We start from the raw sequence: 23456 nt of genomic DNA, 5'->3' as shown, positions 1-23456 counted from the left end.
CCAGCAAGGATGGCTTTTTGGCGTGCCCGGCGTCAGACCACCTCCCGGAAGGGGGTTAAATTAACGGGCCGGTATCTCGACATCAAGGTATTGCCCAGAGTGTGAAAGGGAGGCGGCCGACAATGTCCGACTTCAAACCCGGCCTCGAAGGCGTCGTAGCCTTCGAGACCGAGATCGCGGAACCGGACAAAGAAGGGGGCGCCCTGCGGTATCGGGGCGTCGATATTGAAGAGCTGGTCGGCCGTGTCACCTTCGGCAAGGTGTGGGGTCTGCTCGTCGACAACAGCTTCGAGCCGGGGCTTCCGCCGGCCGAGCCGTTCCCCATTCCTGTCCACTCCGGTGACATCCGCGTAGACGTCCAGAGCGCGCTGGCGATGCTCGCGCCCGCGTACGGCTTCAAGCCGCTGCTCGACATCGACGACTCCGAGGCCCGCGACCAGCTCGCCCGCGCCTCGGTCATGGCGCTGTCGTTCGTGGCGCAGTCCGCTCGCGGACTGGGCCTGCCGATGGTTCCCGAGAGCCGCGTCGACCAGGCCGAGACCATCGTCGAGCGCTTCATGACGCGCTGGCGGGGCGAGCCCGACCCGGCTCACGTCAAGGCGATCGACGCCTACTGGACCTCCGCCGCCGAGCACGGCATGAACGCCTCGACCTTCACCGCCCGCGTCATCGCCTCCACCGGCGCCGACGTGGCGGCCGCGCTGTCCGGCGCGGTCGGTGCGATGTCCGGTCCGCTGCACGGTGGCGCCCCCGCCCGCGTGCTGCACATGATCGAGGGTGTCGAGCAGCTCGGCGACGCCAAGAAGTACGTTCAGGGCGAGCTCGACAAGGGTCAGCGCCTGATGGGCTTCGGCCACCGCGTCTACCGTGCAGAGGACCCGCGTGCGCGCGTGCTCCGCCGTACCGCCAAGGAGCTGAACGCGCCTCGCTACGAGGTCGCCGCCGCCCTTGAGCAGGCCGCGCTCGAGGAGCTGCACGCCCGCAAGCCCGACCGGGTGCTGGCCACCAACGTGGAGTACTGGGCCGCCGTGGTCCTCGACTTCGCCGAGGTTCCCTCCCACATGTTCACCTCGATGTTCACCTGCGCCCGCACCGCGGGCTGGGCCGCGCACGTCCTGGAGCAGAAGCGCACGGGCAGGCTCGTCCGCCCCAGCGCGAACTACGTCGGCCCCGCCTCGCGTCCGCTCAGCGACGTCAGCGGCGGCTGACGCCGAGGTCGCCGAGCCGATCTCACCGTGACGACCCGGGCTGCCCGTTTGCGGGACCGCCCGGGTCTTTCGCGTTTCAGGCGGACGGTCCGAATCTCACAATCCGGACCCGTGACGAGTGGGTTCCGGCGGGTCGGTAGGCTCTTGCAGGTGGCTGACATCGTGATTCCCGCTGACATCAAGCCCGCCGACGGCCGGTTCGGCTGCGGGCCCTCGAAGGTTCGACCCGAGCAGCTGGCGGCGCTCGCCTCCTCCGGTGCGACGTACATGGGCACCTCTCACCGCCAGAAGCCGGTCAAGAGTCTGGTCGGCCGCGTGCGCTCCGGTCTCGCCGACCTGTTCTCGCTCCCCGAGGGCTACGAGGTGGTGCTGGGCAACGGCGGCACCACGGCCTTCTGGGACATCGCCGCCTTCGGCCTGGTGCGCCAGAAGTCGCAGCACCTGCACTTCGGCGAGTTCTCCTCCAAGTTCGGCTCCGTGGTCAAGAAGGCGCCGTGGCTGGCCGAGCCCACGATCATCTCCTCGGAGGTCGGCACCCACCCGGTGGCCGTCGCGGAGGACGGCGTCGACGTCTACGCGCTGACCCACAACGAGACCTCCACCGGCGTGGCCATGCCCATCAAGCGCGTCGGCTCCGACGACTCGCTCGTGCTGGTCGACGCCACCTCCGGCGCCGGAGGCCTCCCGGTCGACATCAGCGAGACCGACGTCTACTACTTCGCCCCGCAGAAGAGCTTCGCCTCCGACGGCGGCCTGTGGATCGCCATCATGTCGCCGCGCGCCCTGGCCCGCGTCGAGGAGATCGCCGCCACCGACCGCTACGTGCCCGAGTTCTTCAGCCTGCCGGTGGCCGTCGACAACTCCTCCAAGGACCAGACCTACAACACTCCGGCGGTCGCCACGCTCTTCCTGCTGGCCGACCAGCTCGACTGGATGAACGGCAACGGCGGGCTGAAGTTCACCACCGACCGCACCGCCGACTCCGCCTCGCGCCTGTACGGCTGGGCCGACAAGGCGTCGTACGCCACCCCGTTCGCGGCTCCCGAGTACCGCTCCCAGGTCGTCGGCACGATCGACTTCGACGACTCGATCGACGCCGCGGCCGTGGCCAAGGTGCTGCGCGCCAACGACATCGTCGACACCGAGCCCTACCGCAAGCTCGGCCGCAACCAGCTGCGCGTGGCCATGTTCCCGTCGATCGACCCGGCCGACGTCGAGGCGCTCACCGCGTGCATCGACTACGTGGTCGAGCGCGTCTGACCCGTCCGCCTCGACAGCTCCTCGAGCAGGGCGACGGCGTCGTCCATCTCGACACTCTGCGCGAACCTGGCCAGCACCGGCACCCTGTCGGTGCTGGCCGAGAGCGCGTCAAGCATCAGCTCGGCCAGGTAACGGTCGCGGGTGTGGGCGGGTGAATACCTGAAAGCGTTGCGGTACGGCTTGCGCACCAGCAGGCCCTTCTTGAGCAGCCGCTCCGTCACGGTCTGCACGGTGGTGTAGGCCAGGTCGCGGTCGAGATTCGTCAGGATCTCGCGGACCAGGAGCGGCTTTTCGGCGTCCCAGAGCACATCCATGACCGCGCGCTCTAAGGACCCCAGGTTCGCCACGACCACCTCTTGACCGGTTTAGTTGGCAACATTGTTGCCCAAAACTGCTACGGGAGTAAATCGCGTGACCATCACCGCGGGGGCCCGGCCCAAGGGGCTCGGCTACCTCATGTTCGCCAGCAGGTGGCTCCAGCTGCCGCTGTACCTGGGGCTGATCGTGGCGCAGGGGGTGTACGTCTGGCAGTTCATGGTGGAGTTGTGGCACCTGATCGGCATCACCTTCCTGGGGCACGACGCACCGCCGAACCTGGCAGCCAGCCCCGAGGTCGTGGTCATGCTCATGGTGCTGGCCCTCATCGACGTGGTGATGATCTCCAACCTGCTGATCATGGTGATCGTGGGCGGTTACGAGACCTTCGTCTCCCGCATCAACCTCGACGGCCATCCCGACGAGCCGGAGTGGCTGTCCCACGTCAACGCCAACGTGCTGAAGGTGAAGCTCGCCACCGCCATCATCGGCATCTCGTCGGTGCACCTGCTGCAGACCTTCATCAGGGTGCAGGCCATCGACAACGCCAAGATCATGTGGCAGACCATCATCCACCTGGCCTTCGTCGTCTCGGCCCTCGGCCTGGCCTGGATCGACAAGCTGCTGTCCACCTCCCCCGCGGAACGCACCCACTAACCGGACGCGGAACGTCCGGAACTCCTCCTACCGTGGCCCCATGACCAACAGCGACTACTGGTGGGAACCGCCCGCCGCCGGGACCGAGGCCGAGCATCTGGCCGGATCGCTCGACCGCCTGCGCACGACCTTCCGCTGGAAGGCCGACGACCTCGACGCGGCAGGGCTGGACGCCCGGATCGGCGCCTCCTCCTCGCTGACCCTGGGCGGCCTGCTCAAGCATCTGGCGCGCTGCGAGGAGGAGATCTTCGGCGCCAAGCTCAGCGGCGCTTCGTTCGGCGAGCCGTGGGCGAGCGCGCCCTGGGACCAGGACCCCGACTGGGACTTCACCTCGGCCGCCGCCGACTCGCCCGAGGACCTGTACCGGCTCTACGACAACGCCGTCGAGCGGGCGCGGAAGACGCTCGACGCGGCGCTGGCCTCGGGCGGGCTCGACCAGCTCGCCCACCTGACCTTCCCCGACGGGACCAGGGTCAGCCTGCGGCGGCTGGTCTGCGACCTGATCGAGGAGTACGGCAGGCACACCGGCCATGCCGACCTGCTGCGCGAGGCCGTCGACGGCCGGGTCGGCGAGGACCCGCCGGCGGGCTGGCGCCCGGTCAGTCGGGGCGCGTGACGCACCCCAGCCGCTCCCCCAGCCGGGTGAGCCCGTCGAGGAACCCGGCCCGCGTGGAGGCGTCGAAGCCGACGAACATCCGGTTGGCCAGCGGCACGCTCCAGCGGGCCCGGCGGGCCACGTTGTAGACGCGGTGCACGAGCCTGGTGCCGTCGGGGTGGGCCTCCAGGCTCCACTCGCCTCGATACCACCAGCCGCCCTGGAAGGCGATCGTGTGCCCGGCGATCTCGACCGTGGAGGTGTGCCCGGGGGCGTCCTCGACGGTGAAGCGTCCCGCGCGGCGCCCGTCGGGCAGGAGCTGGTCGGCCAGGGCCTCCCAGACCCTGGCGAGGGGCGCCTCCAGGACTCCCGACGCCTCGGTGAGCAGTCTCTTGGCGGTCATGTCACTCCTCTTCGTGGAGCGCCTGCTCCATCAGGGCCCGTTTGACCGTGCCCGTCCAGGCCAGCTCGCCTGATTCCAGGCGGGCGGCGACCTTCCTGATCCAGACCAGCTCGGCCTCGCCGACGGCCCGCTCGTAGTCGAGTTCGAGCGCGAGCACCTCGGGCAGCCCGCCGTCCCGCATCGCTTCGAGCTGGCCGTTGAGCGCGGTGAGCGTGCCGTCGATGGTGGCGGCCCTGGAGCGCAGCGCCTGGAGTGCCTGGGGCACTGGCAGCACGCCCAGCAGCGAGACGGCCGCGGTGAAGACGCGGTGTTCCGCGCCGGGGTTCTCGACGAGCCTGCGCAGCCGGGTGGCCAGCTCGCGGCGGCCCTCGTCGGTGATCTCGTAGACGGTGCGTTCCGGGCGGCGGCCTTCCCGGCTGGTCTCGACGGGCGTGATGAGCTCCTCGGCCGCGAGCTTCTCGACCGCGTGGTAGAGGCTGCGCGGGAGCCCTGTCACGTAGTCCTTGTGCGTGTCGACGATGAAGCGATGCAGCTCGTACGGGTGACCGGGGCGCACCGACAGGATCGCCAGCACGGTCAGCCCCACCAGATCGGGACGTCTTGCCATGCCTCCATCTTATAGTGCAAATTGCAATATAGAAGGAGGCACTATGAATCTCTTGGTCATCGCAGCCGCCGGGCGCACCGGTCGGCACGTCGTGAAGCAGGGCATCGAGCGCGGGCACCGGGTCACCGCGTTCGCCCGCCGTCCGGAAGCCGTGCCAGGGCTCGCGGGCGTGCGCCAGGGCGACGCCCACGACCTCGACGCCGTCCGCGACGCCGTACGGGGTCAGGACGCCGTGATCGCCGCCGTCGGCGGCAGCCTGATCGCCGGCACGCTCATCGCCGCGCTGCGCGAGACCGGCGTGCGGCGCGTCGTCATGACGAGCAGTCGCTCCGTCCCCGCCACCCGTCCCCGCGTGCCCGTGACGCTGGCCTGGATGTTCTTCCGCACCGCCTACGTGGACCTGGCACGCGCCGAGGGCATGCTGCAGGTCAGCGGGCTCGACTGGACCGTCGCCCGCGCCACGATGCTCAACGACAAGCCCGGCGCGGGGCGGGTGCACATCGACTTCGAGGCCAACGCCACGGGCGGGGCCGCGCAGCTGTCCAGGGCCGACTACGCGACGGCGCTGCTCGACATCGTCGAGGACGACACGATGATCGGGCGCTGCCCCGGCATCTGCGGGCCGTCAAAGCGCCAGCGGGCCGTGGTGGGCGATGTCTCCGGGGGCCATCAGCTGTGACGCCTTGAGCGTGCGCTGGTAGTAGACCTTCCTGCCGTGGCGGACCCTCCACACCATCCCCGCCGCGTGCAGGACGGCCAGGTGATGGGAGACCGCCGGAGCTCCCAGGCCGACCAGCGCGGCCAGGTCGATCGTGGTCCTGGGCAGCTCCAGCAGCTCCAGCAGCCTGCCCCGCGTCTCACCGACCAGGGCAGACAGCGCGCCCAGGTCGGGCTCCTGCGAGGTCCACAGGTTGCCGATCCCGCGCGCGCTGTAGGTGATCACGCGTCCGTGGCGGCCGGGCCGCATGAAGACGGAGGGCACCAGCACCACCCCCTCCGACGGCGGGCCGGGTCTCACCACCAGGCCCAGGTCGTCGAAGAGCGTACGCAGGCCGCCGCTGACGATCAGCTGGCCCCGGTAGATCAGATCCAGCTCCAGCAGCGCCTTGACGCGCGGCCACACCTCGTCGAGCGCCGCCTTCCAGTAGGCGGCCAGCTCGCCGGCCAGCGTCGCGAGCCCGCGCTCGGGGTGCTCATGGAGCTCGCGCACCCGCGCGGGCACGGCCGGGCCGTAGCGGCGTTCCAGCTCGCCGCGGACCAGGCAGGGGTCTGCGGCGCGCACGAGGTCGAGTTCGGTGTCGAGGTCCACGTTCAGCCGCGGCGGCGGCGGGAGCAGGAAGCCGGGCGGGTCGGCGGCCAGCTCCCACACCATCGGGACGGCCAGCGGGCGCAGCGCGGGCAGCGCCGCCGCGAGCCAGGCCGCGTGCGCCAGGCCGCGCCGGGGACGCAGCACGGTCGCCGCGCTGCCGAGCAACTCGCGCAAGGGCGAGCGGGCCAGCCGTAAGTCGCCGAGGTCCTCGGCTGCTATGCGTGCCTCCACGATTCACTGTAGATCGAATGCTGCGTCGTTCGCAGGCCCCCGGTCGAGGCTTGGCGCATGACCTTCGACGCGATCATCGTGGGCGCGCGGGTGGCGGGCGCCGCGACCGCGCTGCTGCTGGCCCGCCAGGGGCTCCGCGTTCTGCTTCTGGAGCGCTCCGCCATCGGATCCGACACCTTGTCCTCCCATCAGCTCCAGCCGCCGGGAGCGGCCATTCTGGAGCGCTGGGGACTGCTCGGCGAACTCGTCGCGGCGGGCACCCCCGCCACCACCCGGCTGCGCCTGCACCACGGCAGGCACGTCGTGGACGTGCGGCCGCCCGGGCCGATGTTCAGCCCGCGGCGCACGCTGCTCGACGCGATGCTGGTGCGCGCCGCCGCGGCCGCCGGGGCGGAGGTGCGCGAGCACGTCACCGTCGACGAGGTGCTGTGGAGCGACGACAGGGTGCGCGGGGTCGCCGGACGTGCCCGCCGGGGCGGGGCGTTCGAGGAACGGGCGCCCATGGTGATCGGGGCCGACGGCAAGAACTCGTTCGTGGCGCGTGCCGTGCGGGCCGGGGTCTATCGGGAGCGGCCCGCGCGGGCGTTCGCGGCCTACACCTACCTCGACGGGATGCCGGTGGAGGCGGGCGAGATGCACCAGCGGGCGGGGGCGGCCGCCGCGGTGTTCCCGACCGACGAAGGGCTGACCATGGTCTACGTGTCGGCGCCGCTCGACGGATTCGCGGCCTACAGGAGCGATCCCGAGGGCGTCTTCCTCGGGCTGCTCGACGGGTTCGGCGACCTCGGGGAGCGGGTGCGCTCAGGGCGGCGGGCCGAGCGGCTGCGCGCCACCTCCGACCAGCCCAACCGGTTCCGCGTGCCGTACGGGCCCGGATGGGCGCTGGCCGGTGACGCGGGGGTGGTCATGGACTCGATCACGGCGCAGGGCATGACGAACGCGTTGCGCGACGCCGAGTTGCTCAGCCGGGCGGTCGCCGGCGGCGACTTCGCGACGTATCACAGCGAGCGTGATCGGGGGCTGAGCCGGATGTACGACCTCACCCTGCACCTGGCCAGGCATCGGCCCGGAGCCGCGGAACGGCTGCTGTTCCCCCTGCTCGCGCGGAGGTTCTGGGGGTCAGATCGCCGGGTAGGCGGGAGGCGGGGTCACCGCGGAGCGCTTGCGGCGTAGCACCCAGGCGGCCACGATGCCGCTGAGGAAGCCGAACAGGTGGCCCTGCCAGGAGATGCCCGGCTGGTTGGGCAGGACTCCGGCGAGCATGGAGTAGTAGGCGGCGCCGACCCCCAGCGCGATGAGGATGTCGACGAGGCTGCGGTCGAAGAGCCCGCGGGCCAGGATGTAGCCGAAGTAGCCGAAGATCAGGCCGCTGGCGCCGATCGCGGTGACGCCCGGCGAGCTGATCCAGGTGCCGAGGCCGCCGACCAGGATGATGATCACGGTCGCCCACAGGAACTTCCCGAGCCCGCGGATCGCGGTGAGGAACCCGAGGATCAGGAACGGCAGCGAGTTGGCCATCAGGTGGCCGAAACCGCCGTGCAGGAACGGGGCGAACAGGATGCCCACCAGGCCGTTGGGGTCCCAGCCGGCGATGCCGTAATAGTCGAGGGCGCCGTCGACCAGGTAGTCGTAACCTTCGAGCACCCACATGACGGCGAGCATGCCGAGCAGGACGAGTCCGGCTCCAAGCGCTCCCGACAGCACCGCCCGCCAGCCCTTTGGCGGGGTGGAGTAACTGGCCATACGCCCTCCCGGGGGATCCTGTCTCCCAGATTACCCAAGAGGGCGTAAGTCCATCGTTACTCGCCCTTCCAGACGGGCGCCCGCTTCTCGGCGAAGGCCGCGGCGCCCTCCATCGCGTCCTTCGACCCGAAGACCGGGTTGATGATCGCGCCCTGCTTCTTGAACATCTCGTCGAGCTCCCAGTCCTGGGACTCGATGACGATCTTCTTGGTCGCCGCGAGCGCGAGCGGGGCGTTCGACGCGATCTTGCGCGCCAGCTCGACGGCTCCGGTGAGCGCCTGACCCGGCTCGGTGATCCGGTTGACCAGGCCCAGCTCGTACAGTCTGGCCGCCGGGTAGTGGTCGCCGGTCAGGGCGATCTCCATGGCGACGTGGTACGGGATGCGCCGCGGCAGCCGCATGATGCCGCCCGCGCCCGCGACCAGGCCGCGCTTGGGCTCGGGCAGCCCGAACTTCGCCTCGGACGAGGCCACCACGATGTCGCACGAGAGCACCAGCTCGAACCCGCCCGCCAGGGCGTAGCCCTCGACGGCCGCGACGAGCGGCTTGGCCGGGGGACGCTCGGTGATGCCGCCGAAGCCGCGGCCCTCGACGTGCGGGAAGTCGCCGGTCAGGAAGCCCTTCAGATCCATGCCGGCGGAGAAGTAGCCGCCCGCGCCGGTCAGCACGTAGGCCGACACGTCGGCGCGCGCGTCGAGTTCGTCGAGCGCCGCGGCGATGCCCCTGGCCACGGCGCCGTTGACGGCGTTGCGCGCCTGGGGGCGGTTGATGGTGATGACGGCGACGCCGTCGGCGACCTCGACGAGCACTTCGTCAGACACGCGGACTCCCTACTTGGGCTGGAAGCGGATGCCGCCGTCGAAGCGGACGACCTCGGCGTTCATGTAGTCGTTCTCGACGAGCATGCGCACCAGGTGGGCGAACTCCGAGGCCTGACCCATGCGCTTGGGGAAGACGATCGGCGCGATCAGCTTGGCCTTGAACTCGTCGGCGTTGGGGTTGAAGCCGTAGATCGGGGTGTCGATGATGCCCGGGCAGATGGTGTTGACGCGGACGCCGATCGCGGCCAGGTCACGCGCGGCCGGGACGGTCATGCCGACGATGCCGCCCTTGGAGGCGGAGTAGGCGATCTGACCGGTCTGGCCTTCGAGAGCCGCCACGGAGGCGGTGTTGATGACCACGCCGCGGTGACCGTCTTCCGACGCCGGCTCGGTCTTGGCGATGGCCGCCGCCGCGATGCGCATGAGGTTGAAGGTGCCGATCAGGTTGACCTCGATGACCTTCTTGTAGCGGCCCAGGTCGTGCGGCTGGCCTTCGCGGTTCAGCGTGCGCTCGGCCCAGCCGATGCCGGCGCTGTTGACCACGACGCGCAGCGGCTTGCCCGTCGCGACGGCCGCGTCGACGGCCGCCTGCACCTGCTCCTCGTCGGACACGTCGGTCCGGACGAACACCCCGCCGAGCTCGTCGGCGATCGCCTTGCCCCGCTCCTCGTTCAGGTCGGCGATGACGACGGTCGCGCCGTGCGCGGCGAGTTCGCGGGCCGTGGCCTCGCCCAGGCCGCTCGCACCGCCGGAGATGATTGCTGCTGCACCATTCACGTCCATGACACGGACCTTAACGCCTGAACCGAATGAAGTTCTACTCAGGGTGGGTTAAATCTCACCCACGGCGCTGTCCACATCGGCATAGACCTTGATGCGCCTGTCGAGGCCGGTGGTCCGCAGGATCCTGGCCACCGGCGCCTGGGGCGCGGCCAGCGAAACGCCGCCGCCCTCGCCCGTGGCCAGCCGCCACGCCTCGATGAGCACCGACAGCCCGCTGGAGTCCATGAACGACAGTTGCTGCAGGTCGAGGACCAGCCGCGCGCCGTCCTGCTTGATCGCGTCGCGCACCTCGTCGCGGAGGAAGGGCGCGGTGAACAGATCAAGCTCCCCCTCGACGGCCACTACGACGGCATCCCCCATCGCCTGCCGCTTCAGGTGTAGCTTCATCCGTTCCTCCTCGATGAGCCACTGTACTTCGACATCCCCAGGTACAGGGCCCCGACAAACTACGATCACGGACATGGAGGACGCCGGGGTACGGCTGCCGCATATCACGGTGAGCCCGTTGAGAGCCGTCATGCGGCGCGTGGCGTACGCGGCCGCCGCGCTCTGCGCGGTGTTCCTCCTGGTAGCAGTGGATCTGGACGGCTACACCGACAACCACGACGGCAAGGTCAGCCTGCTCGACGCCCTCTACTACGCCACCGTGACCGTCTCGACCACCGGCTACGGCGACATCACCCCGGTGACACCTTTCGCCCGTCTGGTGAACATCGTGGCGGTCACCCCGCTGCGCATCGTCTTCCTTGTCATCCTCGTGGGCACCACGCTGGAAGTGCTGACCCAGCGCACCCGCGACCAGATCCTGACGCGTCGCTGGAGGTCCAGGTTGCGCGACCACACGCTGATCATCGGCTACGGCACCAAGGGCCGCGCCGCCTCGCGCACCCTGCTCGAGAACGAGCGCACCAAGGAGTCGATCGTCGTCGTCGACCCGCGCCCCGACGTGATCGAGGAGGCCAACGGCGACGGCTTCGCCGGGGTCACGGGCGACGCCACCCGCAGCGACGTGCTCTCCCGCGCCGGGGCCAGGACCGCGCGCGAGATCATCATCGCCACCCACCGCGACGACACCACCGCCCTGGTCACGCTGACCGCCCGCCAGCTCAACCCGTCGGCGACCATCGTGGCGGCCGTGCGCGAGGCGGAGAACGACCCCCTCGTACGGCAGAGCGGCGCGGATGTCGTCATCACCTCCTCCGACGCCGCCGGGCGCATGCTCGGCGTCGCCACGCAGAGCCCCGCGGTCAGCGCGCTGATCGAGGACTTCCTGGTGTACGGCAAGGGCCTGGACCTCTACGAGCGCCCCGTGCACCCCGGCGAGGTCGGCAAGCCCCCGTCGGCGTGCGAGGAGATCGTCGTCGCCGTGGTCCGCGGCGGCCAGGTGCACCCTTACGCGGAGATCTCCCGCCTGGAGGCCTCCGACCGCCTGGTCGTCATCCACGTTCCCCAGCCGGTGGAGCCGGAATAGCGAAGCCGTAGGGCAGCTCCAGCCGGTGGGCCGCCAGCAGGTCGGCGTCGGCCAGCAGCTCGCGCGTGGGCCCGTCGGCCGCGATCACCCCGCCCGACAGGATGAGGGAGCGCTCGCACAACTCCAGCGCGTACGGCAGGTCGTGGGTGACCATCAGCACGGTCACCTCCAGCGAGCGCAGGATCTCGGCCAGCTCCCGCCGCGCCGCCGGATCGAGGTTGGACGACGGCTCGTCGAGCACGAGGATCTCCGGCTCCATCGCCAGCACCGTCGCCACCGCCACCCTCCTGCGCTGGCCGAAGGACAGGTGGTGCGGCGGCCGGTCGATGGCCTCCAGCATGCCGACGCGGTCGAGCGCCTCCTTGACCACCCGTTCCAGCTCCTCGCCGCGCACGCCCATGTTGGCGGGGCCGAAGGCGACGTCGTCGCGGACCGTGGGCATGAACAGCTGGTCGTCGGGGTCCTGGAAGACCAGGCCGACGCGCTGCCGTACCTCCTTGAGCCGGTCGCGGACGACGGGCACGCCCGCGACGCGGACCGTGCCGTGGCCGGGGGTGAGGATGCCGTTGAGGTGCATCACCAGCGTGGTCTTGCCGGCGCCGTTGGGCCCGAGCAGGGCCACCCGCTCTCCCCTGTCGATCGACAGGTCGACGCCGAACAGCGCCTGGGTCCCGTCGGGGTAGGCGTAAGCGAGCTGGCTGACTTCGAGCGACTTCACAGCAGGCTCATCCCCATCACGGCGAGGGCGGTCAGCGGCAGCGCCCCGGCCGTGAGCCACTGCCGCGCGGATGCCGACATGTCGTGGACGATCGGCATGCTCCCCGAGTATCCCCTGGAGAGCATGGCCAGGTGCACCCGCTCCCCCCGCTCGTAGGAGCGGATGAACAGGGCTCCGGCCGAGCGGGCGATCACCGGGATGTGCCGGAGGTTGCGCGCCTCGAATCCGCGCGACTCGCGGGCGACCCTCATGCGCCGCATCTCGTCCATGATCACGTCCATGTAGCGCAGCATGAACATGGCGATCTGCACCAGCAGCGAAGGCAGCCGCAGCCGCTGAGCACCGAGCAGGATCATGCGCGGCTCGGTGGTGGCGGCGAGCAGGATCGAGGCGACCACGCCCAGGGTGGCCTTGGCCAGGATGTTCCAGGCCGCCCAGAGCCCTTCGGCGCTCAGCGAGAGGCCGAGCACCGTCACCCGCTCCCCCAGCCCGATGATCGGGATGAAGAAGGCGAACAGCACGAACGGGACCTCGATCACCATACGCCTGGCCACGAACGAGAAGGGCACCCTGGCGACCGCGGCCGTCGCGGCGAGCATCACGGCGTAGAGCCCGAACGCCCAGAAGGACTCACGGGGCGTGGCCACCACCACGATCGCGAAGGCGAAGACGGCCAGCAGCTTGCACTGCGCCGGCAACCGGTGCACCGCCGTCGTGCCGGGACGGTACAGCTGGTGGTGGTGACCCGCGCCCATCGTCAGGCCTCGACCGCGCTCTTCTTGCGGCGCACCGCGTAGCCGATCGCACCGGCGACGAGCAGCGTGATGCCCACGCCGACCAGGCCCACGATCCACAGCGGCACGCCGTTGGCCTCGCCGTACTCCGCCAGGCCCCAGGTGCCAAGCGAGTGGTCGCCCGCCTGGCCGATGAAGCCCTTCTCCTCGGCGACGTACTCGAGGCCGTCGGGGCTGGAGGAGGCGAAGTAGGAGACCACGCTGGCCAGGATCGCGGTGACACCGAGCCCGGCGAGCAGGAAGGGTCCCGCTCCGCCCCTCGCCGGCTGGGCGGCGGCGGGGGCGACGGACCGGCCGTTGACGATCAGCGCGGGCGCCATGCCGCGGTAGCCGTACACCAGGTCGGGGCGGACGGCCAGGACTGCGCCGACGGTGATCGCGGTGATCAGGCCCTCGCCGATGCCGATCAGCAGGTGCACCCCGCCCATGGCCCCGGCGACGGCGGCGATGTCGATCGGGGCGGTGCCGCCGACCCAGAACAGCAGGGTGAAGGCCAGCGCTGAGGCGGGCACGGACAGCAGGGCCGCGAGGAAGGCGGCCACGGCGACCGCGCCCTTGCCGCGGGCGACCTTCGTGACGCCCCGGAAGACCGCCCAGCCGACCAGGACGGTGACCAGGCCCATCAGGGTGATGTTGACGCCGAGGGCGGTGAGCCCGCCGTCGGCGAAGAACAGCCCCTGGACCAGCAGGACCACGGCGATGCAGAGCACGCCGGTATAGGGGCCGACGAGTATCGCGGCCAGCGCGCCACCGAGCAGGTGGCCGCTGGTCCCCGCGGCGACGGGGAAGTTGAGCATCTGCACGGCGAAGACGAACGCCGCCACCAGACCTGCCATGGGCGCGGTCCGGTCGTCGAGCTCGCGCTTGGCGCCGCGCAGGCAGAAGGCCACCCCCGCGGCCGCCACCACCCCGGCGGAAACGGATACGGCCGCGTTGAAGAAACCATCGGGTACGTGCACGACCATGCCTCCATGACGGGATTGACTCCCTTACATTAGGACATCGTCTTGCACCTGCAAATGGATGGCAATTAGGCCAGAATCCGCCTGATGATCGTGCGGGGGGTGAGCGCGCGCACCACCGTGCTCAACCGGCCCTTCCCCGAGGTCGCGTAGGGCCTGACGCTGCGCAGTACAGCCCCGTGCCACCACCGGCGCGGCCCCGCGACATGCTGCGGCACCGTCTCGATGCGGAAACGCGCGGGCGGGCCGCCCAGCTCCAGTTCGAGGTAGGCGTCCCAGGTGCCGGGTGTCAACCGGCCGATGGCCGGCCGCGCCGCGAAACCGCCGCCCGGCAGGCCCGTGACCCGCTCGACCCGCTCGGTGCCGCTGCTGCGCTCGCGCCACACCAGCCCGCGCACGGCCGAGGCCGCCGGGGCCGCGCCGGTGACGGTGATCTGGCCGTCGAGCACCAACCGGTGGCCGAAGGCCCAGCGGGTCCTGGTGATGCGGGCGCTGCCCGGCACGCTGAGCACGTGGCCGCCCACGTCGATGCTGAGATTGCCGCCCACCCTGGTGAAGTAGGGCAACGTCACCACGTCGCCGACCAGCCTGGGCGTCGGGCAGAGCAGGTCACGCTCGCGCAGCGCGCCCAGGCGGGCCTGCCGGAGGACGCCTTCCAGCTCCACGGCGACATTGATGTCCCAGACGCCCGAGGGCAGCTCCGCGGGGTTGATCCTGGCCACGAAGCCGCCGGCGCCGTCGTGCTCGGCGGGCAGCACCAGCTCCACCGAGGGCTCGTTGCGCGCACGCAGCACCAGGGCGACCCCGTCGTGCTCGGCGCCGCTGCAGGCGCCGCCCAGCGCGGCCGTCCCCGTCACGACCAGGCGCTCGCCCTCCCAGCGCACGCCGGTCAGCCGGCGGTGCACGGTCGCCGCCTCGATGTCGGCCAGCCGCACCAGCCGCTCGATGTCGCCGAGAGCCGCCAGGCGCTGGGCGTCGGCGGAGCCGAGCGTCTCGCGCACGCCCGGCGTGAGCCACTCGTCGCACAACGCCGCCACCTCGGCCGCGATGTCCTTGCGCCGCACCTCGCCCGAGGCCAGGAAGGCCTCGCCGAGCTGGGCGAAGGCGTCGAGCTTGAAGTGCCGCCTCAGCAGGTGGTCGCGCAGCGGCCCCGGCGGAACGTGCGCGGCCATGAGCTCGATCGGGCCGCGGACCATCGCGAGCCAGGCGATCGGGTCGCGGCTGCCCTCGCGCTGCATGATGCTGGTGCCGTCGGGCCTGGCCATCAGGTGGTAGCAGTCGTAGTCGGCGACCACGGAGATCGTCTCGGCGTGGCAGTAGGCGTGGACGGTGAACAGCATGTCCTCGCCGACCAGCAGCTTCTCGTCGAAGCGGATGTCGTGGCGCTCGATCAGGTCGCGGCGGAAGAGCTTGTAGCAGCTCAGGCTGTTGTAGACCGAGCTGTCGAGCAGGCTCACCCGCTCGGCGTTGCGGCGGAACATCGAGGCGGGCGCGCGGCGGCCGTGCCCCACGACCTTGCCCAGCACGATGTCGGAGCCGTTGCGGTCGGCCATCGCGACCATGCGCTCCAGCGCCTCGTCGCCGAGGTAGTCGTCGGCGTCGCAGAAGAAGACATAGCGTCCGGTGGCGTGGCGCAGCCCGACGTTGCGCGGCCCTCCGGGACTTCCCGAGTGTTCCTGGTGCACGACCTTGACCACTCCCCGGTGGTAGGTCGCGTACAGGTCCAGCAGTTCGGCCGTGCCGTCGGTGGACCCGTCGTCGACGACGACGATCTCCTTCTTGACCCGCTGGACGAGGGCCGAGGTCAGACTTCGGTCCAGGTAGGCCCGGCAGTCGTGGGCGGGGATGACCACACTGACATCGACCCCGTCATCCACATCTCCCCGGTATTCAGACACAGCACACGCCCCGTCACTTTGTGCTTCCATCTGATTTCAGTATGTGACGAGAGCCTGCCCCGACGCTGGCTTTTGCTAGAACGCCCTTCAGGACGGCTGAACTACCACCCGGGAGGAGAGAACCAACCCGCAGGGAACAGTGCCGTACCCCCTGCCATCCGGCGTGATCCGGCCGCGAGCATGGCGCGTCTACACTCAGACGACCTTGACCGGGGAGGTGTGTCGGAATGAGATCTGATCTCGTGCGTGCTGCCGAGCTCATCGTCTCCTCATCACGACTCAAGGAACTTCAGGAGTGCTCGGCCTTGCTCCGTAAGACACGGCAGCGGGCGGAGGAGATCGTCACGCATGCCAAGCGGGTGCTCACCGACGCCGAGCGGGAGGGCGACGTCGAGCGGATCATGACCTGCGCCACCCAGTACGAGCAGGCGCGCGCGGCCTACTGCCGCGTCGTCAACGCCTACATCACGCTCTGCCGCCGCATCAACCAGGAAAGGCAGGAGCTGCTGGGGGATTGTCAGGAGCAACCTGACGGTCTAGTGTCAGGACATGCCTGACCTGACACTGCGCTGTTCCTTCTGCCAGAAGTCCAAGGACGACATCCTCAAGCTGATCGCCGGGCCCGGCGTCTACATCTGCAACGAGTGCGTCGGCCTGTGCAACGAGATCCTCGAAGCCGACCTCAAGGCCCAACTCCCGCTCTGGGAGTCGATGACCGACCAGCAGATCCTCGACCACCTTCCCAAGGTCGTGGCCGTCCAGTCCCAGATCGACAACAACCTCCACGAGTGGGTCGCCGCCCTGCGCGAGCGCAACGTCAGCTGGGAAAGGATTGGCGCCGCGCTCGGTATGACGAGACAATCCGCCTGGGAACGGTTCAGATCCGAGTAAAAGGGAGAGCGCTCATGTGTATGGCCAAGGGTCCCGCTCCGGCGCTGTAGACCACCTCTGAGTCCAGCTCCGGAAGCGGCATACGGACCCTGAATCCGGCCCTTCACAAGGAGCTCTCCTTTGCGTGCCAAGATCGGCGCGGAATTCCACAAGCTGTGGGGTGCCAGCGCTGTCTCCAACCTGGGCGACGGCCTCAATCTCGTCGCCGGCCCGTTGCTCGTCGCCACCCTGACCACCGACCCCGTCCTCGTCGCCGGCGCGGGCCTCGTGCAGCAACTTCCCTGGCTGCTGCTGGCCCTCGTCGGGGGCGCGGTCGCCGACCGCGTCAACCGCCAACGGCTGTTCATCGTCGTCAACCTCTGCAGGGCCGCGGTCCTGGCCGCCCTGGCGCTCTCGGTCGCCACCGGCACGGTCACCGTCCTGCTGCTGTACGCCGTCCTGTTCCTGATGGGCGTGGGCGAGGTCTTCGCCGACTCCGCCTCGGCGGGGCGCCTGGTCGCCGTCGTCCACCCCGACCTGCTCCCGGTCGCCAACGCCAGGCTCGGCGCGACCTTCACGGTGATCAACATGTGGATGGCCAAGCCCATCGGGGCCTGGCTGTTCACCATGGGCGCCGCGCTGCCCTTCGGGGCCAACGCGGCCACCATGCTTCTGGCCGCCCTGATCGTCTTCTGGATGCGGCCCTACTCCGTGACGCCCGGCGACCCGAAGCCGCTGCTCAGGGAGATCCGCGAGGGTGTCGCCTGGCTCTGGCGGCATCGTGCCCTGCGCACGCTGAACGTGACCATGGCGATCATGCAGGTCCCGTTCGCCGCCGCCTTCGCCACCCAGGTGCTCTACGCCACCGAGCACCTGGGCCTGTCGGCGTTCCAGTACGGCCTGCTGCTCACCGCCCACGCCCTGGGCGCGCTCCTCGGTACGGCATGCAGCCCCTGGCTGCAGGCCCGCTTCCGCACCAGCACGCTGCTGCGGGCCGGGCTGCTGGCCGAGACCGTCACCCACCTGGTCCTCGCACTGACGACCAGCGGCTGGGTGGCGGCGGCGACCCTGACGCTCTTCGCCGTGCACGCCATGGTGTGGGGCAACGTGGTCGCGACCACCTGGCAGCGCTCGGTGCCCGACCGGCTCCAGGGCCGCGTCGGCGGGGCCTACCGGCTGGCCGACATGGCGGGCGTCGCGCTCGGCACCCTGCTCGGCGGGTACCTTGCGCGCTGGTTCGGGCTGGCCGGTCCGTACTGGATCGCGTTCGCCGCGATGGCGCTCATCGCGATTTTCGCGTGGCGGCCGGTAAACCTCTGTGACTCCTGAGGCGTCACTTGATCAGGGAGGCCCAACCATGCACGTCATCGACGGCCTCGCGACGCCCGATCTGGACGACCTCCGGCTGGAGTTGCTCCTGGTCCTGGCGTTGCACGAGGAGGCAGAGCGGCTAGCCGCCGAGTGAGACGGGCTCCGGCTCCCCGAGACGCACCTCGGGGAGCCGGAGCAGGGGGACGGCTCGGTGAGGCAGAATGAGGGCGGCGAGGGATCCACGCCGACTCAGCGGGAGCCCGGTCATGTCCTGCCTCGAGCACGAGAACCTCGCGGCCATGCTCGACGTGCTCGTCTACGAGAACGTCCTGCTCGCCTGGAGTCTCGAGCGACCCGACGTCTACGAGGTCGTGCTGCACGACGGTGAGAACATGATGCTGACCGGCGAGCAGGTCGAGATGTGGGTGCTGGGCGCGTTCGCCAGCTATCTGGCCTTCATCGACCACCGGCGCATAACGCCGCGCATTCTCGGCGGCTGACTCCAGGTCTCTTCAGGGTGGCTTCAGGGAGTTCACTCCACTCTTGTCGGCCATGTCCCGAGTAATCGCTCTGTTTGTGATGGCCGCCGTCGCCGGATGCGCCGCCACCACCCCCGAGGCACAGCCCTCGCCCACCGTCGACCCCAAGGTCCAGCAGCAGCGCGTCGAGGCGGTGAAGGCCGACTGCATGAAGCAGAAGGGCTTCACCTACACCGCGTTCGTCTGGCCGGAGCCCACCGAGGACCCGGAGATCGTCAAGGGCCGCAGCGGCGACTACGCCCTCATGAAGACCTACCGCGAGAAGTACGGCTTCGGCGTCTTCTCCATGATCGTGCACCCGGGCAAGTTCGGCGCCAGGGCCCGCAGCATCGGCGAGGACTCCCCCGACCCCAACCACAAGATCATGGAGAAGCTCTCCGAGAAGCAGCGCATGGCCTACCAGGACGCCTCCGAGGCCTGCTACGGCCAGGCCGTCAAGCAGGTGCTCGGCAAGGACGTCAAGGGAGTGTTCGACCACTACGAGAAGACCATGAAGGCCATGGAGCAGCTCAGGACCCGCGAGCTGAACGGCGACGCCAAGCTCGTGGAACTGGCGGCGGCCACGGCCACGTGCCTGCAGGACAAGGGCTACAAGGTCGACTCCTCCCAGCCCGTCGCCGTCGCCAAGCGCGGGCGCGACGAGTTCGGCAAGGAGATGTCGAAGTTCCAGAAGGAGATGGGAGGCGGCGGCAAGGGCATGGGCAAGGTCGTCGCCCTCGAGATCACTCCCGAGCAGGCCAAGCCGCTCCTCGACAAGGAGATCAAGGCCGCGCTCGACGACCTGGAGTGCGGGAAGGCGTTCTACGCCGAGTACCAGCCCAAGTCCCTGGCGCTGCAGACGAGGGTGAAGGGCGAATACGGCGTGGACGTGCGCGAATGAGGCGTTCCAGGCGGCTGCTGGCACTCGTGGTGGCGGGCGTGCTCGTCATCGCGGGCGCCGGCTGGGCGGTGGGCTCGAAGCTGCGCTCCCCCGCCGACGAGCTCGCCTCACGCAAGGCCCCGGACCCGTCGCCGATCACGGCGGAGGTCCGCAGGAAGAAGCTGGTCAGCACGGTCACCGTCAACGGCGAGCTCTCGTACGGCTCGCCGACCCCGCTCACCCTGGCCGGCGTCGTCGGCGGCGCTCCGGGGATCCAGCGGGTGACCAAGGCGCCCAAGCGCGGCAAGCTCACCGAGGGCGAGCTGGTGATGGAGGTCAACGGCCGGCCGGTCGTGGTGCTGGAGGGCAAGGAGCCCATGTACCGGACGCTCACCCCCGGCACCTCCGGCAAGGACGTACGGCAGCTGCAGCAGGCACTGCGGCGGCTCGGACACTCCGTCCCGGTCACGGGCGTGTTCGACGCGTCCACGATCGCGGCGGTCGAACGCTGGTACGACGAGCTCGGCTACCGCGCCCAGGAGCCCGACCTGGCGGCCAAGCAGCAGTTGCAGCAGCTCAAGCAGGCCGTGCAGAGCGCCGAGGAGGCCCTGCTGACCGACCGCAAGGCCCTGGCCAACGGGCGCGACGTGCTCCCGCTCAAGCTCAAGCTCGACAACGCGCGCCAGGCGCTCGCGGTCGCCGAGGGCAACCTCGAACGGGCCGAGGAGCAGCAGACCGCGCCGGAGGACGAGACCAGGCTTCGCGATTTGGAGCGTGCCGTACGCTCCGCCGAGCAGGCGGTGCTGGAGGCCGAGGCCGCGCTCGCCGCGGGCAGCACCCCGGCGCTGCAGCTCAAGCTCGACAACGCCCGGCGCGACCTCGACGACGCCAGGGCCGCCGTCTCCTCCTTCCTGGAGCAGGCCGCGGCGGCCAGGGACAAGCGGCTGGAGGAGCTGCGCGCCGCCGCCGGCGCCGCCCAGGAGGCGGTCGTCTCGGCCGAGCAGGCGCTGCGCCAGGCCAGGCAGCTGTCGCCGCTGGCCAAGAAGGTCTCCAACGGCCAGGCCAACCTGGCCTCCGCCCGCGCCATCCTGGCCGACTACCTCACGACGTACGGCGTCAGCGTGCCGGCGGGAGAGCTCGTCTTCCTGCCCGACCTGCCCGCCCGGCTGGAGAAGGTCAGCGCGCAGGCCGGGGCGGTCCTGGCCGACAAGGCCGGCACCGTGACCAGCTCCGGGTACGCGGTGACCGGCGTCGTGGAGGACAAGGAGGCCGCGTTGCTGCGCAAGGGCGCCAAGGCGGTCATGGAGACCGCCGACGGCCGCACCTTCCCCGCCAGGCTCACCTCGATCGGCAAGTCCGTCGTGCTGACGCCCGAGGCGTCGAAGGCCCTGGCCGGGCTCGTGGGATCGCAGGTCACCGTACGGATCTCGGTGGGCGCCACCGACGGCGAGGTGCTGACCGTGCCGATCGCGGCCATCATCACCGGCGCCGACGGCAAGGCGCGCGTCCGCGTGCAGCGCTCGCCGGGCGAGGTCGAGGAGGTCGAGGTGCGCACCGGCCTGGCCGCCGACGGCGAGGTCGAGGTCGACGGCGCGCTGAACGAGGGCGACCTGGTGGTGGTCGGTCATGGGTGAGCCGGTCATCGCGCTCGACGACGTCAACCGCTCGTTCGGGCCCGTCGTGGCGCTCTCGTCGGTGTCGATGCGCGTCGACGCGGGCGACTACATGGCGATCGTGGGGCCCTCGGGCTCCGGCAAGTCGACCCTGCTGAACATCCTCGGGCTGCTCGACCGGCCCAGCTCCGGTTCCTACCTGCTCGACGGCGTGGAGACCACGTCGCTGAAGGACGGCGACAGGACCAGGCTGCGCGGCAGGCGCATCGGCTTCGTCTTCCAGTCGTTCCACCTGCTGGCGCACCGGACGGTCGCGGAGAACGTCATGCTCGCCGAGGTGTACGGGAGACGTTCGCGCTCCGGGCGGCGCGAGCGTGCCGTACAGGCGCTGCGGCGGGTCGGGATGACGCACAGGACCGACTTCTCCCCCGCCACGCTGTCGGGCGGCGAGCGCCAGCGCGTCGCCATCGCGCGGGCGCTGATGGGCGAGCCCTCGCTGCTGCTGTGCGACGAGCCCACCGGCAACCTCGACAGCCGCAACACCGGCGCGGTGCTGGAACTGTTCGACTCGCTGCGGGCCGAGGGGCTGACCATCCTGGTGATCACCCACGAGGACGAGGTCAGCTCGCGCGCGGCCCGGCGCGTCAGGATCGCCGACGGCGCCCTGGTGGAGGAGTGATGGGCCCGCGCGACCTGTGGGAAGAGGCGCTGGCGGGCATGCTGGCCAGGCCCGTGCGCTCGGCGCTGACGACGCTCGGCACCGTCCTCGGCATCGGCACCCTGGTGATCACCCTGGGCATCGCCGCGACCGCCGGCAACCAGATCGTGGGCCGGTTCGACGCCCTGACGGCCACGTCGGTGATCGTCGAGACGCCCGAGGACCGCGTCGGCTGGAACGACGTCGCCGGGCTCACCCGCCTCAACGGCGTCGAGTCGGCGACCGCGCTGGCGCAGTCGGAGAAGAGCTCCAACCAGAGCGTCACCGCCAACGCCGTCATCGACCCCACGCGCGTGTCCGGCCAGACCCTCGCGGTCGTCGCCGCCGGGCCCGACCTGCCCAGGACCGTCAAGGGACGGATCCTGTCGGGCCGGTTCTACGACGAGGGCCACTCCGCCCGCCGCGACCGGGTCGTCGTCCTGGGAGCCGACGCGGCCGAGATGCTGGGCATCACGGACGTACGGCACGCGCCCGCGGTCTTCATCGGCGGCCGGGCCTACACGGTGATCGGCATCCTGGGCGGCTTCCGGCGCGAGACGTCTCTGGCCACCGCGGTGCTGATCCCGCCCGCGCTCGGCCCCGAGTTCGGGCTGCGCTCGGTCACCCGGGTGCTGATCTCCACCAGGCTCGGCGCGGCCGAGCTGATCGCCCGCCAGGCGCCCCTCATGCTCGACCCGCGCGGCGGCGCGGGCGAGCTGAGGGTCATCGCGCCGCCCTCGCCGACCAGGGCCAAGGACGGGGTGCAGGAGGACGTCAACGGGCTCTTCCTCATCCTCGGGCTGGTCTCGCTGGTCGTGGGCGCGGTCGGCATCGCCAACGTCACGCTGGTCACCGTGATGGAGCGGGTCAACGAGATCGGCCTGCGCCGCGCGCTCGGCGCGGGACGGCGCCACATCGCCTACCAGTTCCTCACGGAATCGGGCTTCATCGGCCTGATCGGCGGGATAGTCGGAGCCTGCCTGGGCATCGGCGTGGTCGTGGCGGTCTCGGCGGTCAAGACCTGGACCCCCGTCCTCGACCTGCGGCTGGCCCTCGTGTCGCCGCTCGCGGGAGCACTCGTGGGGTTGCTGGCGGGCCTTTATCCGGCACTGCGGGCCGCCCGCATGGAGCCCGTCGAGGCGCTGCGGTGAATACTGCGGGGGTGACCTTCAAGCTCTACGCGCCCACCCTGGAGGGCGCCCTGGTGCGCCTGGAGCCCCTCGACCGCCGCCACGCCGCCGACCTGGCCGTGGCCGCCGAGGTGGACCGCAGCTCGTACGCCTTCACGATGGTTCCCCGCGCCGACGACGTCGGGGAGTACCTGGACCGGCTGGTCGCCATGGCGGCGACGGGCCGGCTGGCCCCCTTCGCCCAGATCGACCGGTCCACCGGCCGGGCCGTCGGCGTCACGTCCTACTGGGAGCCGCGCTTCTGGCTCGACGCGGACACGCTGTCGGCCATCGAGGTCGGCTTCACCTGGCTGGCGGGCGACGTCCAGGGCACCGGGTTCAACACCGAGTCCAAGCTGCTGCTGTTCGGTCACGCCTTCGAGGAGTGGAAGGTGGTGCGCGTCGATCTGAAGACCGACGCGCGCAACCAGCGTTCGCGCGCCGCCATCGCGAAGGCGGGCGCGACGTTCGAGGGCGTGCTGCGCAACTGGTCGCGGTCGTGGGCTCCGGGCGAGGACGGGCGCTACCGTGACTCGGCGATCTTCTCCATCATCGACGCCGAATGGCCGCAGGTCAGGGCGCGGCTGCTGGAGCGGCTCGGGCGCTGAACTGTCGGTGCCGTC

At 70.5% G+C, this 23456-nt stretch carries 28 protein-coding genes; 16 read left to right on the top strand and 12 right to left on the bottom strand.

All coding sequences use genetic code 11. The annotated features are described in order from the left end of the window. Positions 1-122: 122 nt before the first annotated feature. Both ACIBH1_RS00695 and serC read left to right on the top strand, forming a co-directional pair. Positions 123-1208 (top strand): citrate synthase 2, encoded by a 1086-nt coding sequence (locus ACIBH1_RS00695; RefSeq protein WP_397311446.1) that lies wholly within the window; start codon positions 123-125, stop codon positions 1206-1208. A gap of 150 nt (positions 1209-1358) precedes the next feature. Beyond that, a complete protein-coding gene (gene serC / locus ACIBH1_RS00690) occupies positions 1359-2468 on the top strand; it encodes a phosphoserine transaminase (protein WP_397311445.1) in 1110 nt (369 codons plus the stop codon). On the opposite strand, the gene ACIBH1_RS00685 is transcribed toward serC, so the two are convergent. Next, a complete protein-coding gene (locus ACIBH1_RS00685; protein ID WP_312895029.1) occupies positions 2447-2815 on the bottom strand; it encodes a BlaI/MecI/CopY family transcriptional regulator in 369 nt (122 codons plus the stop codon). The genes serC and ACIBH1_RS00685 overlap by 22 nt on opposite strands. Before the next feature lie 64 nt (positions 2816-2879). Between ACIBH1_RS00685 and ACIBH1_RS00680 the strand changes: the two genes are divergently transcribed. Both ACIBH1_RS00680 and ACIBH1_RS00675 read left to right on the top strand, forming a co-directional pair. Beyond that, positions 2880-3440, top strand: a complete 561-nt coding sequence (locus tag ACIBH1_RS00680) for a TIGR00645 family protein (protein ID WP_397311444.1) — start codon at positions 2880-2882, stop codon at positions 3438-3440. A gap of 40 nt (positions 3441-3480) precedes the next feature. Continuing rightward, positions 3481-4056 (top strand): DUF664 domain-containing protein, encoded by a 576-nt coding sequence (locus tag ACIBH1_RS00675; RefSeq protein ID WP_397311443.1) that lies wholly within the window; start codon positions 3481-3483, stop codon positions 4054-4056. Here the strand turns inward: ACIBH1_RS00675 and ACIBH1_RS00670 are convergent. After that, positions 4040-4438: a hypothetical protein gene (locus tag ACIBH1_RS00670; RefSeq protein WP_397311442.1), complete on the bottom strand. Its 399-nt coding sequence runs from the start codon at positions 4436-4438 to the stop codon at positions 4040-4042. The genes ACIBH1_RS00675 and ACIBH1_RS00670 overlap by 17 nt on opposite strands. 1 nt (position 4439) lies before the next feature. Next, positions 4440-5045: a PadR family transcriptional regulator gene (locus ACIBH1_RS00665; RefSeq protein WP_397311441.1), complete on the bottom strand. Its 606-nt coding sequence runs from the start codon at positions 5043-5045 to the stop codon at positions 4440-4442. Between the two features lie 43 nt (positions 5046-5088). Here ACIBH1_RS00665 and ACIBH1_RS00660 point away from each other — a divergent pair, with 43 nt between their 5' ends. After that, positions 5089-5724 carry an NAD(P)-dependent oxidoreductase gene (locus tag ACIBH1_RS00660; RefSeq protein WP_397311440.1) on the top strand — a complete coding sequence of 212 codons (636 nt, stop codon included), beginning with the start codon at positions 5089-5091 and terminating at the stop codon, positions 5722-5724. On the opposite strand, the gene ACIBH1_RS00655 is transcribed toward ACIBH1_RS00660, so the two are convergent. Beyond that, positions 5671-6585: an ArsR/SmtB family transcription factor gene (locus tag ACIBH1_RS00655; RefSeq protein ID WP_397311439.1), complete on the bottom strand. Its 915-nt coding sequence runs from the start codon at positions 6583-6585 to the stop codon at positions 5671-5673. The two genes, ACIBH1_RS00660 and ACIBH1_RS00655, sit on opposite strands and share 54 nt — an antisense overlap. A 57-nt stretch (positions 6586-6642) precedes the next feature. Between ACIBH1_RS00655 and ACIBH1_RS00650 the strand changes: the two genes are divergently transcribed. Further along, positions 6643-7758, top strand: a complete 1116-nt coding sequence (locus ACIBH1_RS00650) for an NAD(P)/FAD-dependent oxidoreductase (protein ID WP_397311438.1) — start codon at positions 6643-6645, stop codon at positions 7756-7758. Here the strand turns inward: ACIBH1_RS00650 and ACIBH1_RS00645 are convergent. The 4 genes from ACIBH1_RS00645 to ACIBH1_RS00630 are packed head-to-tail and all read right to left on the bottom strand — an operon-like array spanning position 7705 to position 10319. Continuing rightward, positions 7705-8328 carry a rhomboid family intramembrane serine protease gene (locus tag ACIBH1_RS00645; protein WP_397311437.1) on the bottom strand — a complete coding sequence of 208 codons (624 nt, stop codon included), beginning with the start codon at positions 8326-8328 and terminating at the stop codon, positions 7705-7707. The two genes, ACIBH1_RS00650 and ACIBH1_RS00645, sit on opposite strands and share 54 nt — an antisense overlap. A 56-nt stretch (positions 8329-8384) precedes the next feature. After that, positions 8385-9149 (bottom strand): crotonase/enoyl-CoA hydratase family protein, encoded by a 765-nt coding sequence (locus ACIBH1_RS00640; protein ID WP_397311436.1) that lies wholly within the window; start codon positions 9147-9149, stop codon positions 8385-8387. A gap of 9 nt (positions 9150-9158) precedes the next feature. Continuing rightward, a complete protein-coding gene (locus tag ACIBH1_RS00635) occupies positions 9159-9932 on the bottom strand; it encodes an SDR family NAD(P)-dependent oxidoreductase (RefSeq protein ID WP_397311434.1) in 774 nt (257 codons plus the stop codon). Between the two features lie 48 nt (positions 9933-9980). Next, positions 9981-10319, bottom strand: coding sequence for an STAS domain-containing protein (locus ACIBH1_RS00630; protein ID WP_181615789.1), 339 nt, complete (start codon positions 10317-10319; stop codon positions 9981-9983). Between the two features lie 73 nt (positions 10320-10392). On the opposite strand from ACIBH1_RS00630, the gene ACIBH1_RS00625 reads away from it, so the two are divergent. Then, positions 10393-11403, top strand: coding sequence for a potassium channel family protein (locus ACIBH1_RS00625; protein WP_397311433.1), 1011 nt, complete (start codon positions 10393-10395; stop codon positions 11401-11403). Here ACIBH1_RS00625 and ACIBH1_RS00620 read toward each other — a convergent pair. The 4 genes from ACIBH1_RS00620 to ACIBH1_RS00605 all read right to left on the bottom strand — a co-directional run bounded on the left by ACIBH1_RS00620 (position 11369) and on the right by ACIBH1_RS00605 (position 15754). After that, positions 11369-12121 carry an energy-coupling factor ABC transporter ATP-binding protein gene (locus tag ACIBH1_RS00620; RefSeq protein WP_397311432.1) on the bottom strand — a complete coding sequence of 251 codons (753 nt, stop codon included), beginning with the start codon at positions 12119-12121 and terminating at the stop codon, positions 11369-11371. The genes ACIBH1_RS00625 and ACIBH1_RS00620 overlap by 35 nt on opposite strands. After that, a complete protein-coding gene (gene cbiQ, locus ACIBH1_RS00615; RefSeq protein ID WP_397311431.1) occupies positions 12118-12876 on the bottom strand; it encodes a cobalt ECF transporter T component CbiQ in 759 nt (252 codons plus the stop codon). Before cbiQ ends, ACIBH1_RS00620 begins: the two co-directional genes overlap by 4 nt. Before the next feature lie 2 nt (positions 12877-12878). Further along, the gene (locus tag ACIBH1_RS00610) at positions 12879-13880 is read right to left on the bottom strand and encodes an energy-coupling factor ABC transporter permease (protein ID WP_397311430.1); all 1002 of its coding nucleotides are present in this window, start codon (positions 13878-13880) and stop codon (positions 12879-12881) included. A gap of 65 nt (positions 13881-13945) precedes the next feature. After that, complete coding sequence (locus tag ACIBH1_RS00605; protein ID WP_397311429.1) at positions 13946-15754, bottom strand: glycosyltransferase family 2 protein; 1809 nt, start codon at positions 15752-15754, stop codon at positions 13946-13948. Positions 15755-16002: 248 nt separating this feature from the next. Between ACIBH1_RS00605 and ACIBH1_RS00600 the strand changes: the two genes are divergently transcribed. The 9 genes from ACIBH1_RS00600 to ACIBH1_RS00560 all read left to right on the top strand — a co-directional run bounded on the left by ACIBH1_RS00600 (position 16003) and on the right by ACIBH1_RS00560 (position 23441). Beyond that, positions 16003-16332, top strand: coding sequence for a hypothetical protein (locus ACIBH1_RS00600; protein ID WP_397311428.1), 330 nt, complete (start codon positions 16003-16005; stop codon positions 16330-16332). Continuing rightward, on the top strand, positions 16325-16666 hold the full coding sequence (locus tag ACIBH1_RS00595; RefSeq protein ID WP_397311427.1) for a ClpX C4-type zinc finger protein: 342 nt from the start codon (positions 16325-16327) through the stop codon (positions 16664-16666). The genes ACIBH1_RS00600 and ACIBH1_RS00595 overlap by 8 nt, the downstream gene beginning before the upstream one ends. Before the next feature lie 120 nt (positions 16667-16786). Continuing rightward, a complete protein-coding gene (locus tag ACIBH1_RS00590; RefSeq protein ID WP_397311426.1) occupies positions 16787-17974 on the top strand; it encodes an MFS transporter in 1188 nt (395 codons plus the stop codon). A gap of 248 nt (positions 17975-18222) precedes the next feature. Further along, a complete protein-coding gene (locus ACIBH1_RS00585) occupies positions 18223-18456 on the top strand; it encodes a hypothetical protein (protein ID WP_397311425.1) in 234 nt (77 codons plus the stop codon). A 52-nt stretch (positions 18457-18508) separates the two neighbouring features. Then, positions 18509-19375, top strand: a complete 867-nt coding sequence (locus ACIBH1_RS00580) for a hypothetical protein (protein ID WP_397311424.1) — start codon at positions 18509-18511, stop codon at positions 19373-19375. After that, complete coding sequence (locus tag ACIBH1_RS00575; RefSeq protein WP_397311423.1) at positions 19372-20988, top strand: peptidoglycan-binding protein; 1617 nt, start codon at positions 19372-19374, stop codon at positions 20986-20988. Before ACIBH1_RS00580 ends, ACIBH1_RS00575 begins: the two co-directional genes overlap by 4 nt. Beyond that, positions 20981-21646 (top strand): ABC transporter ATP-binding protein, encoded by a 666-nt coding sequence (locus tag ACIBH1_RS00570; RefSeq protein WP_397311422.1) that lies wholly within the window; start codon positions 20981-20983, stop codon positions 21644-21646. Before ACIBH1_RS00575 ends, ACIBH1_RS00570 begins: the two co-directional genes overlap by 8 nt. Then, the gene (locus ACIBH1_RS00565; RefSeq protein WP_397311421.1) at positions 21646-22815 is read left to right on the top strand and encodes an ABC transporter permease; all 1170 of its coding nucleotides are present in this window, start codon (positions 21646-21648) and stop codon (positions 22813-22815) included. The genes ACIBH1_RS00570 and ACIBH1_RS00565 overlap by 1 nt, the downstream gene beginning before the upstream one ends. 11 nt (positions 22816-22826) lie before the next feature. Beyond that, the gene (locus ACIBH1_RS00560) at positions 22827-23441 is read left to right on the top strand and encodes a GNAT family N-acetyltransferase (protein ID WP_397311419.1); all 615 of its coding nucleotides are present in this window, start codon (positions 22827-22829) and stop codon (positions 23439-23441) included. Positions 23442-23456: the final 15 nt, after the last annotated feature.

The organism is Nonomuraea sp. NPDC050663, assembly GCF_044456985.1.
Taxonomy (GTDB): Bacteria; Actinomycetota; Actinomycetes; order Streptosporangiales; family Streptosporangiaceae; genus Nonomuraea.
The sequence above is the reverse complement of the archived record's forward strand: the minus strand, read 5'-3'. Positions and strand labels throughout refer to the sequence as shown.

Bases quoted from the DNA above. Each gene is read 5' to 3' on its own strand.
- ACIBH1_RS00695 (WP_397311446.1), top strand. From the start codon at position 123: ATGTCCGACTTCAAACCCGGCCTCGAAGGCGTCGTAGCCTTCGAGACC.
- ACIBH1_RS00675 (WP_397311443.1), top strand. From the start codon at position 3,481: ATGACCAACAGCGACTACTGGTGGGAACCGCCCGCCGCCGGGACCGAG.
- ACIBH1_RS00670 (WP_397311442.1), bottom strand. From the start codon at position 4,438: ATGACCGCCAAGAGACTGCTCACCGAGGCGTCGGGAGTCCTGGAGGCG.
- ACIBH1_RS00665 (WP_397311441.1), bottom strand. From the start codon at position 5,045: ATGGCAAGACGTCCCGATCTGGTGGGGCTGACCGTGCTGGCGATCCTG.
- ACIBH1_RS00660 (WP_397311440.1), top strand. From the start codon at position 5,089: ATGAATCTCTTGGTCATCGCAGCCGCCGGGCGCACCGGTCGGCACGTC.
- ACIBH1_RS00650 (WP_397311438.1), top strand. From the start codon at position 6,643: ATGACCTTCGACGCGATCATCGTGGGCGCGCGGGTGGCGGGCGCCGCG.
- ACIBH1_RS00645 (WP_397311437.1), bottom strand. From the start codon at position 8,328: ATGGCCAGTTACTCCACCCCGCCAAAGGGCTGGCGGGCGGTGCTGTCG.
- ACIBH1_RS00635 (WP_397311434.1), bottom strand. From the start codon at position 9,932: ATGGACGTGAATGGTGCAGCAGCAATCATCTCCGGCGGTGCGAGCGGC.
- ACIBH1_RS00630 (WP_181615789.1), bottom strand. From the start codon at position 10,319: ATGAAGCTACACCTGAAGCGGCAGGCGATGGGGGATGCCGTCGTAGTG.
- ACIBH1_RS00625 (WP_397311433.1), top strand. From the start codon at position 10,393: ATGGAGGACGCCGGGGTACGGCTGCCGCATATCACGGTGAGCCCGTTG.
- cbiQ (WP_397311431.1), bottom strand. From the start codon at position 12,876: ATGGGCGCGGGTCACCACCACCAGCTGTACCGTCCCGGCACGACGGCG.
- ACIBH1_RS00610 (WP_397311430.1), bottom strand. From the start codon at position 13,880: ATGGTCGTGCACGTACCCGATGGTTTCTTCAACGCGGCCGTATCCGTT.
- ACIBH1_RS00600 (WP_397311428.1), top strand. From the start codon at position 16,003: ATGAGATCTGATCTCGTGCGTGCTGCCGAGCTCATCGTCTCCTCATCA.
- ACIBH1_RS00595 (WP_397311427.1), top strand. From the start codon at position 16,325: ATGCCTGACCTGACACTGCGCTGTTCCTTCTGCCAGAAGTCCAAGGAC.
- ACIBH1_RS00585 (WP_397311425.1), top strand. From the start codon at position 18,223: ATGTCCTGCCTCGAGCACGAGAACCTCGCGGCCATGCTCGACGTGCTC.
- ACIBH1_RS00580 (WP_397311424.1), top strand. From the start codon at position 18,509: ATGTCCCGAGTAATCGCTCTGTTTGTGATGGCCGCCGTCGCCGGATGC.
- ACIBH1_RS00575 (WP_397311423.1), top strand. From the start codon at position 19,372: ATGAGGCGTTCCAGGCGGCTGCTGGCACTCGTGGTGGCGGGCGTGCTC.
- ACIBH1_RS00570 (WP_397311422.1), top strand. From the start codon at position 20,981: ATGGGTGAGCCGGTCATCGCGCTCGACGACGTCAACCGCTCGTTCGGG.
- ACIBH1_RS00565 (WP_397311421.1), top strand. From the start codon at position 21,646: ATGGGCCCGCGCGACCTGTGGGAAGAGGCGCTGGCGGGCATGCTGGCC.